At 61.4% G+C, this 9,755-nt stretch carries 8 protein-coding genes; 4 read left to right on the top strand and 4 right to left on the bottom strand.

Going from position 1 to position 9,755, the window contains the following annotated elements:
• On the bottom strand, nt 1-993 hold a 993-nt coding region (locus HP499_RS15740), incomplete at its 3' end, for a plasmid pRiA4b ORF-3 family protein (RefSeq protein WP_172325171.1).
• A gap of 104 nt (nt 994-1,097) precedes the next feature.
• Between HP499_RS15740 and HP499_RS15735 the strand changes: the two genes are divergently transcribed.
• Together HP499_RS15735 and HP499_RS15730 are read left to right on the top strand one after the other, a co-directional pair.
• Complete coding sequence (locus HP499_RS15735) at nt 1,098-1,511, top strand: hypothetical protein (RefSeq protein WP_172325170.1); 414 nt, start codon at nt 1,098-1,100, stop codon at nt 1,509-1,511.
• Between the two features lie 309 nt (nt 1,512-1,820).
• Entirely contained in the window at nt 1,821-3,092 is a 1,272-nt protein-coding gene (locus HP499_RS15730) for an MFS transporter (protein WP_172325169.1), read from the top strand.
• On the opposite strand, the gene HP499_RS15725 is transcribed toward HP499_RS15730, so the two are convergent.
• The gene (locus HP499_RS15725; RefSeq protein ID WP_172325168.1) at nt 3,089-4,342 is read right to left on the bottom strand and encodes an amino acid permease; all 1,254 of its coding nucleotides are present in this window, start codon (nt 4,340-4,342) and stop codon (nt 3,089-3,091) included. The two genes, HP499_RS15730 and HP499_RS15725, sit on opposite strands and share 4 nt — an antisense overlap.
• Nucleotides 4,343-4,411: 69 nt before the next feature.
• Nucleotides 4,412-6,979 (bottom strand): LuxR C-terminal-related transcriptional regulator, encoded by a 2,568-nt coding sequence (locus HP499_RS25220; protein ID WP_309138401.1) that lies wholly within the window; start codon nt 6,977-6,979, stop codon nt 4,412-4,414.
• Between the two features lie 482 nt (nt 6,980-7,461).
• Here HP499_RS25220 and HP499_RS15715 point away from each other — a divergent pair, with 482 nt between their 5' ends.
• Both HP499_RS15715 and HP499_RS15710 read left to right on the top strand, forming a co-directional pair.
• A complete protein-coding gene (locus HP499_RS15715; protein ID WP_172325167.1) occupies nt 7,462-8,085 on the top strand; it encodes an ATP-binding cassette domain-containing protein in 624 nt (207 codons plus the stop codon).
• Nucleotides 8,082-9,023 carry a hypothetical protein gene (locus HP499_RS15710; RefSeq protein ID WP_172325166.1) on the top strand — a complete coding sequence of 314 codons (942 nt, stop codon included), beginning with the start codon at nt 8,082-8,084 and terminating at the stop codon, nt 9,021-9,023. The genes HP499_RS15715 and HP499_RS15710 overlap by 4 nt, the downstream gene beginning before the upstream one ends.
• Before the next feature lie 77 nt (nt 9,024-9,100).
• Here HP499_RS15710 and HP499_RS15705 read toward each other — a convergent pair whose 3' ends face one another.
• A complete protein-coding gene (locus tag HP499_RS15705; protein WP_011773907.1) occupies nt 9,101-9,304 on the bottom strand; it encodes a cold-shock protein in 204 nt (67 codons plus the stop codon).
• Nucleotides 9,305-9,755: the final 451 nt, after the last annotated feature.

The raw sequence follows: 9,755 nt of genomic DNA, 5'->3' as shown, positions 1-9,755 counted from the left end.
AACGAACAGGGGCGTTGCCAAGCGTTCCGCATCGCTGCCTGGGTTCGCGAACTGGTCTGCCAGGAAATCCCACAGGGCTTCGGGATCCCCGGCCAGTTTCCGTCCTCTGGGCGTGAGGAGCAGCTTGTCGTTGAGCTTGCGCAGAAGCTTCCACTCCTGCAACTGCTCCCGAAGATTCCGGATGGGCAATGTGCTCACCTCGACCCGTCCAGCTGAGATCCATTCGTCGTCCCAGCCAAGCTCGGTCATGGCGTGCTTGACGAAGGACGGCTTCAAGTATCCGGCAGAGGTCAACGGCAGACCGTCGTGCTGGGCTTCCTGGAGAAACCATAGGATCGGGCCCAGAACGTCCTCGTAGTCCGCAACCGTCACCTCGCCTGGCCAGAGCCGCTGCGCCACACTGCGCAACTGTCCGCTGACTGCCACCAGATCAAAAGCTTTCGGATCGAATTTCAAGACACTCTCCTGCGTCACGAATTCAAGCCACTCAACGGCTTCCCTATGCTCGGGGTGCTTGGGGTTGGAGACAACAGCAACCACGTTCGCGTAGCCACCCACTCCGCCGGAATCCTCAAGGGGTCCCCTCATGGCTCCGTCGAGACAGACAATGGTGTTCTCGTGCAACACGGCCGGGCCCACAACCTCAATCTCATGTGTCCAGCTGTCGCCGAAGTCGTACTCGTACAGGAGGTCTGATACTCCTGGCTTCTGAGGGTCAAACAACTCCAGCAGCCGCGCGGCGGCCGGGTTTTCGGCACCTTCTGGACCGTCGTCGTCGTCGACGTCCATGAAGAGTCGCTTTTTACCCGATCGGTCGTGGCCCGCTACGGCGTAAAGGTGGGAATTCCTCCACCCAAACGCGCACTGGATGGCACCGTGCAACTCGGCGAGGGTGGCACTTTCCGGGAGGACAAGCTGACGCCAGATCAGGGGCTCCGTGCCACTGATCGAAAGGCGAAGCTCGACCGCCGGAACGGTTTGAGGCGAATCCATAACGGCAATTCTGCCAGTCACCCCCGATCCCGCGTCACTCGCCACCGGTTCCTCTCACTACCTCTACGTAGGGGGTCGAACTCAATGAGGACAAGGACTTGCCAGTGATCACGCATTTCTACCCGGCGGCGCTTCGCATCATCACGTGCGTCATAGCTGTTTGCTCTGCAGTGTCGGCAACTCTGTTGGGTGCGGCCCCGCCGCCCGACGGACTCAATGTTCTCGACCCCTCGGATTTGAGGGCCATGGCCGTCGTCCTGACCATGGCGCTGGGCGTCGTGGCGCCGATCGCCGTGCTGATGGTCGGCTCCCTCAAGTGTCTTCTTCTCAAAGCGGGCGTCTTTGCTGCAGCCGGGTTCGGCAATGCCATGATGCTGAGCCCCTTGATAGTGGTTCCGTTCCAGGACACCTCCACTTTGCTGGCTGTGATTTTCTCGGTCGCGCTGACCATCGCGAGCATCGTCACCTACATGGAGTCTGTGGAACGACGGAACGCACGACGGCGGGCCAACACCTAGGCGCTCACCCTCACCACCTATTTCTTCCGCACCAACACCTAATTTCTCCGAATACGGCACCTAGTTGCCTCTTTTTGCCACCTAGTGAAGGGAAACGGACCATAGTCTCCTGTTGTGCCTTCGAAGCGGGAGTCCCGGTGTCCGGCGGGAGCCCCACCCGCTTTGGCGTAGGAGGCACTGCGGCACGGCTCCACCCGTCTACCCCCAGGTGGAGTCGTGCCCAGCCAGAGACACCGTGAGCCGTCACAGGAGTACACGAGAACGATTATTGATAGTCTCGAACGTGCCTGCCGCCAAGGAAAGCCGTTCATGAAACCCGCCACCAGCTCCACCCAGACAGCACGCCATACCGGGGAACGGCCAGCGAGCCCCAACCCGAAGCTCCTGCTCTCCAGCCAGCTTATTTTCAACATCGGGTTCTACTCCGTGGTGCCGTTCATCGCGCTCACCATGGCCAACGACTTCGCCATGAGCGCGGTGGCGATCGGGGTTGTCCTGGGAGCTCGGACGTTTGCCCAACAAGGGATGTTCCTGGTGGGCGGCGCCATCTCCGATCGCTGGGGTGCCCGCTACACGATGGTCGCAGGCTGCATCGTCCGAGTCAGCGGCTATCTGCTCTTGGCCGCGGCCGACAACTTCAGCCTCTTCCTCGCGGGAGCCATCGTCACCGGCATCGGTGGTGCGTTGTTCTCACCGGCCCTCGAAAGCCTGGTGGCCGCAGCCGAGGAACGGCGGGAACCATCCGGGAAGCACCGGCCAACCTTGTTCGCGTCGCTGGTTATCGTCGGTGAATTCGGGGCCGTTGCAGGCCCGTTGCTCGGTAGCCTGCTCCTGGGTTTCGGCTTCGAAGTCTCCCTCTACGTCGCCTCGGCCATCTTTGCGGTGATGGCTTTCGTCTTCTGGCGGTTCCTTCCACGCGCCGACCGTCGCGGACATCCAACAGACGCAGCAGTCCCCAAGCACCAACTTCTGGCCTGCCTGCGGGACAAGCGCTTCGTCGCGTTCGCCTGCTTCTTCAGTGTCAGCCTGCTGGCACACAACCAGCTGTACTTCGGGCTTCCCGTGGAGCTACGACGCAGCGGCCTCGACGCCGGCGCACTGGGTTTCGTGTTCGCGTACGCGTCCTTGTTGACGGTTTCGTTGCAGTGGCCCATCGCCAAGCTCATGCGCCGATTCGGCGAGCGCAACGCACTGACGTTGGGCCTCAGCCTGAAAGCCGCAGGATTCACCGCCGTCGCAATACTGGCCACTCAGCCGCCCATCGCATCGTTGCCAGTGCTGCCGGCCCTGGCTCTCGTCACCGGCCTGTGCCTTGGCAACATGTGTGCGAATCCCACGGCGATGCGGCTGGTTTTGGACTTCGCCGGTGGCCGACCCACCGGCGCCTATTACGGTCTCCTCGCCAGTTGCGGCGGCGCGATGGTGCTGATCGGCAACACGGCTATGGCGCCGCTTTACGAGTTTGCTGACCAAACCTCGACGGCGGCCGCCTCGCCGTGGCTGTTCACTGGCGTCATCGCTGTAGTTTCAGCTGTTGCGATCCGCCGATTCCTCCCAGTGCCGGCCCGCGCAGTGGCCTAGCGGCGTACCCGCAGCCGGATGAGCCTGTACGCGATACCCACAACAAACATCAGCACGCCCAGCCCCACGGACAACGGCGGCAGCGTCGCGACGAGAACAACACACGCAATCGCTCCAGCCACCTGCAGGAACTTCGGGTATCGCCGGTCCTCACGTGGCTGGGTGTAAGCGGCGACGTTCGCCACCAAGTAATAGAGCAGCACGCCGAAAGACGAGAAGCCGATAGCACTCCGAAGATCAGCAACGGCGATGATCAGGCAGATCACTACAGCAAGAGTCACCTCGGCCCTGTGGGGAACCTTGTACTTCGGGTGGACAGCAGAGAGCCAGTGCGGAAGGTCGTGTTCGCGGGCCATTGCCAGGCTGGTCCGGCCGAGTCCTGCAACCAGTGCCAGCAGTGCACCCAGCGAAGCGACAGCGGCTCCAATACGGACAACAGGCTCAGCCCACGCCAGCGTTCCTGCGACGACGGCATCGGCCAGCGGTGTCGGCGTACCGGCAACACCCTGGGGCCCAAGAGCAGCCAGCAAGGTCACGGCAATGACGGCGTAGATGAGGATCGTGATGCCCAACGCGATCCCGATCGCCCGGGGAATGGTGCGCTGGGGCTCACGGACTTCCTCGCCCATGGTCGCGATCCGCGCATACCCGGCGAACGCGAAGAACAACAGCCCGGCGGATTGCAGGATCCCGTACCAGCCCTCGGCCAGCAAACCCTCCCCCAGGAAGTCGCCGAAGTCAGGACCGGACCCGCCCCACACTGCGGTGACAGCAATCGCCAAGGCAGCTAGAACGGCAATTACCAGCACACGGGTCAGCCCTGCAGTTCGGGTCACCCCGTGATAGTTCACCGCGGTCAAAAGTACGACGGCGGCAATCGCCACCGGGCGTTCCCAACCTTGCGGTGCGGCGTAGGCGGCGAAGGTCATGGCCATGGCCGCAGCGCTGGCGGTCTTGCCGATGATGAAGCCCCACCCGGCAAGGAACCCGGCCCAGGCTCCCAGCCTTTCCCGACCGTAGACGTAGGTACCGCCCGACGTCGGGTATCTGGCCGCGAGTTGGGCTGAGGACGTCGCATTGCAGAAGGCGACGAAGGCAGCCACCACCAAGCCGATGAGCAGCCCGGATCCTGCGGCAGCAGCGGCCGGGGTGAAGGCTGCGAACACTCCCGCACCGATCATGGAGCCCAAGCCAATGAGGGAGGCATCGAACGTGCCGAGTCGACGGGCCAAGGCCGGGGAGGTGTTCACTGAAACCCTTCACGCTGAGGGACCGGGCTCAGGGCATGGCGTCAGAGACCGGCGTTGGGAGAATTGCTTTCAGCTTATCCCGGCTCCTCGCGGAGGAAGTGAATTCCCGACGAGCATGAAGAGTCCGTTGCGGGACGTTGCGCCGGTCTTGCGCAGTGCGTTGGAGATGTGGTTTTCCACGGTCCTGGCGCTGATGCCCAGGTGTTCGGCAATCTCCACGTTGGTGCGGTGTCCTGCCAGCACGGCCACCTCGATCTCCCGTTCAGTGAGCGGTGTGGTCCTGAACGAGTTGAAGGAGAGTTGCTCGTTGGCTGCCGGGAACCTGACCGCGAACATGGACGAAGCCTGAGCCATGGCGTCTGCAGCGGCAGTGTCCCCTTCTATGACGTGCCTCTTGAGTGCGCCACGGAGAAGCATCCCCACTTGATAGGTGTCGATGTCAGGTTCGTAATGCATCAGCAGGAGGCCAAGGAGCTTGTGATCCCCTTCCACCACGGCGGTTGCGATGCCGATGAGCTGATCGTGAATCGTGACGCCGCTGTCCCGCAGGATCTTCTGCAACAGATCCAGGACCGGACGCCCAGGGTTCAGGCAGGTGCATAGCAGTGCAGTCATCAAGGCTTCCAGAACGTAGCCGCTCTTCAGCTGGCGCCGGATGAGCTTCGCGGCCTTGCGGTCGAACGTGGACGGCTGTGCGCTGTTGTGGGCAACCAGTTCATAGGCACCCTTTCCAATGCCAGGTAAGGGCCCGACGTCGGGCACTTCAGTCCGCGCCTGCGCGGCAATTGAGAGGGCCGGCGGCGTGGCAGTGGTTGCGTGGCGTAGGCCCGCGAGGCGCAGCATAGCGTCGTAAAGGGCATCGACCACGAAGCCTGGCCTCCCCATGGCGAAGACGCTGCTCATGAGGTACTCGGCTTCTTCAAAGTGCCCGCGATACAGCAGTCCGTGGGCGGCGATGTAGCTGCTGGTGATCACGCCGAATTGGTCCAGGTTCTTGCGTGCTTCGGTCCGCCAATCCAGAGCGAAGACGAGGGATTCCTCAACGTGTCCGGAAGCGAACATCGCGAACCCGCGGATGAACGGGCGGAGGTGTGAGAAGGCGTCGTCATCATTCTGGCCTTCGACGGCGTCGTAGGCTGCGGCTGGCCTGAAGCGGTAGAGCTCCAGCAGCCCGTGGACCAAAGCGCCCATCCCGGAGGGTTGCGGCTCCAAGGCGTTGAGCGGCGTGGCCGCAGGAACCCGGCCGTGCGAGGCACTGAGGAAAGTGATCGCGTGGCCGACTTCTTCGGCAAGGCGCGGGTGATCGGCTGAGAAGCTTTGGAGAATCTCGACGGCGGCGCCTGGACCAAGTCCTGTGTGCACCGCGAGCATCGCCCGCGTGATGGTGACGAACAGGAGATCCTTGGGATCGGCGTCGGACGTTGTTGTTTCGTCGCAGATTCGGGCCGCCCGCCGGACGTCAACAGGGGCACCCCAATAGATCCGGAGCACGGATGCGGCGTTGGCGGCGTTCTTGTTGGCTTCCCACCGCTCGAAGCGGATGCGTTCCCTTGCGGAACTGTGGTCGTGGAAGTGGCGGGCGGTGACGGCGTCGCCGTCGCCCCTTTCTGCCCGCAAGGTAGCCAGGACCCGAGCGAGGCAGTCTGCGGTCGTCCGGTTCTCGTGCTCTGCACCCGGCACGGCTTCCAGTACGCCGGCAATCTTTCGGCGCAGGAGTTTCCGGTCCCTGAGGTTCTTGTTTCCGCTGAAGTAGTCTGCGATCACGGGTGGGCTGATGGCGGCGATGGAGCCGTTGTGGTGATCGTCCATGACGGAGAGGAATCCCCTGCGTTCAAGGCCTTCCAGAGCCTCGGGCTGGATGACTTTCTGAAGGACGTCCACGCGTGCGGTGCCGAGGATTGCCATGGTGTGCAGGGCTGTGAACTCGTCGGCGCTGAGCTCTGCTAGGAGCGACTCGAGTGTGCCCCGCAGGTGCTCGTTCCAAAGGGTGTTGCTGGTCATCCCCCACTGTTTGTCCTTCATGACCAGCAGGTTGCTCAGGGAAGCTGTCTCGGCGATCCGCACGATGAGGCGGGGGTTGCCGGCCGATTTGGTGAGTATCCGGGCGGTGGTGTCCGCATCTGCCGGGGCACCGAGGACGTGTGCGATCAGCATGTGAACCTGCTCGTAGTGGAGCGGGTCCAGTTGCAGGTGTGCTTCTCGGCCGTTGTTGAGGATGGCCAGCTGCCCTTTGGAAAAGGCCCAGGTTTCCGGCGCCGTGGCGACCATGGGGCACGTGGATCGGCGTCGAACCGCCTCCAGGACCGCGAGTGATTCGCTGTCCACAAGGTGGAGATCGTCGACGACGAGCAGGTGCTTGCCGTTAGTGGCCAGCTGGCTGGTCAACACGTCGGCGATGTCGAAGACGCCGCTGCGGCCAGGCCTCAAGTCCAGCCCTAGTCCTTTGATGGCCGCGTAGGGGATGGTGCGGTGCGTGCGCAGTCCCGTGATGAAGTGAACGGCTACGCCGGTCTTTTCCAGATTGCTCATGACACTGCGGACTACGGACGTCTTACCGCTGCCCGGCGCGCCGACGACTCTCACGCCGATCCCGCGTGCGACGTAGTCGAGGATTCGCTGAACCTCAGAATCGAACACTCGACCCAACCTTCTGTTTCTGTGGATGCCCGACATGCGGCTCACTTCGCAGGCTAGATCGAGAAAACGGGACTAGGTGGCAAAACGGCCTTGCACAGGCCGATTTGGGACTGACTAGGTGGTGATTTGGGCAAATCTAGGTGGTGGCGGGACTCGTCTAGGTGGTGGGGCTGTTCGGAAATCAGGTGATCCATGGGATGCTCCCTCAGCTCTGTGGGTGGATTACCTCCTACGCTACGGAGGGCTGAGTGAGAGTTACATGGGTGTAATTCGCTATGTGGATATGTATTCGAACTACATTTTCTTTATTAGCAAATATGTTCTAACTAGCCATCCGCGGCAGGGATACGCGCAGCCCCGCCGTCGCATCGCATTTGACACAGGCCGGCTCCCAGGATGAGAGTGTTGCTCAATCACCCGGAACCGTCAGCGTGAAGGGGTGATTCTCGGGCATTCAATTGTGGGGGGACAAATGAGGATCAATGCTGCGCATCACCAACCTGTCCAAGAGCTACGGCCGCCATCGCGTGGTCAACAACGTCAATCTCCTAGTTCCGTCGACCGGAATCCACCTCATCCGGGGTGAAAACGGAACCGGCAAGACCACTCTTCTCAAGTGCCTTGCGGGACTGGAGCGGTTCACCGGAGAGGCAACCTGGCACAAAAGCGACCTTCGGGATTACGTCTCCGCAGCTTTCGATGACTCAGCCGTTCATGAACGCCTGACGGGACTGCAGAATCTGAGCGCGCTGCTGGACATCCCCCACCGCCTGGCCATAGCCCATCCCGTAATCCGCACATTCCTCAGCCGCGATCTGCTGGATCGGAGATCGTCCACCTACTCGTTGGGGCAGCGAAAGAAGCTCAAGCTGGCAGCGGCTTTCGCGAGTGGCCGTCCATGCATCCTGCTGGACGAGCCAAACGCAGGCCTTGATGAGCATGGGAGGCGTGCGCTTCGCCAAGCGCTCGAATCCGTTGAAGCGAGCACTTGTGTCGTGGTCTTTGATCATGATCACGTCTCTTACGGAGACCTTGCCTCTTCCGGCTTCACCATCCGCCGAGGGAAAGTCCGCCTCGACCGGGAACCCCGGGCACTCGTTCGATGAGCAATTATCTGCAATCCCTGAGAACAGAACTCCGCTACCAGCTCTGGAGCAAAGCCGTGGTTTTGCCCATCGGCGGCTTGGCAGCGTCGCTGGCCTTCTCCTTCGCCGGGAGCATCAGCAACGTCACGGCGACATCGTCGAGGCTGCAGACCTCGGAGGCACACGCTGCGGAAAATGGCGTGTCTTTAGGCGCAGCCATGGAACAACCAAACAACGTCCTCATCCAAGGCGCCCAACGCATCGTGGACAATCCCCTCCGCTTTGACTACGAGGCCGCCTACTTCGCCGACCGCGCCTTCGAGGGATCTCATGCCATCGGCACAGGGTTGGAGATGATCACGTTCCTGGTCATCCCGCTGCTCTTCTTCATCTATGGATGCGGGACAGCCGTGGGCGATGTTCGCCGTCGGACTCTGAAGGATCGAATTGTTGCTCAGGGCGCTGCGGCCTATGTGGCTGGGAAGGTCGTCACTATCATCCTTGTTTCGGTGGCGGCGGTCGTCCTCAGCGCGATGCTGAGCCTGGGGGCAGCGCCAATCCTGAGGGCCGTGTTCCTGCAGAGCAATAGCCACGACTTCATCTATTCAGTCAACGACGCCGGTGCTGGCAACCCCATCATTCAGATCGCGTTCGCCACTGCTGTAGCCGTCGGATTTGGTTGGTTAGGGCTCTTTACTGGACTCGTGGTCAGGAGCATGCTGATCCCTTGCTTGGCCGCCGGCGCATTGCTCCTGCTGCTGCCGTTCGCCGGACCCTATGATCCCCGCAACATCCTTACGGCGGCGGCGGAAGGCGTCTTCAACTACTGGGGCGGATTTAACCCACGTGCGCCTTTTCCAGTGTGGACTGAGCTCGGGGTCTTGCTGTCCGTAGCGGCCTTGGTGCTGGTGGCGCTGGTCTCGACGGGGGTCTGGTCGCGGATGTCGAAGTTCGTATAGTTCCGGAATCACCGGCTTGAGGGCAAACAAAAGCAGGGCCGGTCAATGACCGGCCCTGCTTCTTTGTTATCCGAAGACTAGATAGCCTGGATGTTTACTGCCTGGGGACCCTTGGGGCCCTGCTCGACGTCGAAGGAAACCTTCTGGTTCTCTTCGAGGGAGCGGTAGCCCGAGGAGTTGATCGCAGAGTAGTGAGCGAAAACGTCCTGGCTGCCATCTTCAGGAGAGATGAAGCCGAAGCCCTTTTCGGAGTTGAACCATTTCACGGTACCTGTAGCCATTTTTTCAGTCCTTACTGAAGGTGGAGATGCTCCCGACTTTCGGGTCTCCGGTGTGGGGTGTTCTCCACCGTTACTTCAGAAGGTCACGATCCAGAGGGACCGTGGGGACTGCCTGAACTACCAAATGCCAAACACAACAACACCGTCAAGTCTACAGAGTTCTGAGCAGATAGCTAGTGCTGGGAAATATTTATCCAGTGGATGTTTTCCGCAGGGCGGTCTGGACGGTGGAATCAGACCAGTTTGCAGGGCTCCAGACCACTTGTAGGGCAGAGTGTTCTTACAGCCGAGACTTGGAAGCAGGTGAGCATGGCCAGCAGTGAATACCGGGCGGGGGAAACAATCTATGGCCCTCTCGAGCTCAAGAGCATCTGGATTAACCATGAGTTGAGGGACTTTGAGCTGATGGTCATCATTCAGGTCTCCGGCTGTGAACTCATCGCGGAACGGC

It is taken from the genome of Paenarthrobacter sp. CM16, assembly GCF_013179505.1.
In the GTDB taxonomy this organism is placed as follows: Bacteria; Actinomycetota; Actinomycetes; order Actinomycetales; family Micrococcaceae; genus Arthrobacter.
This window is presented reverse-complemented; position numbering and strand designations above follow the sequence as displayed.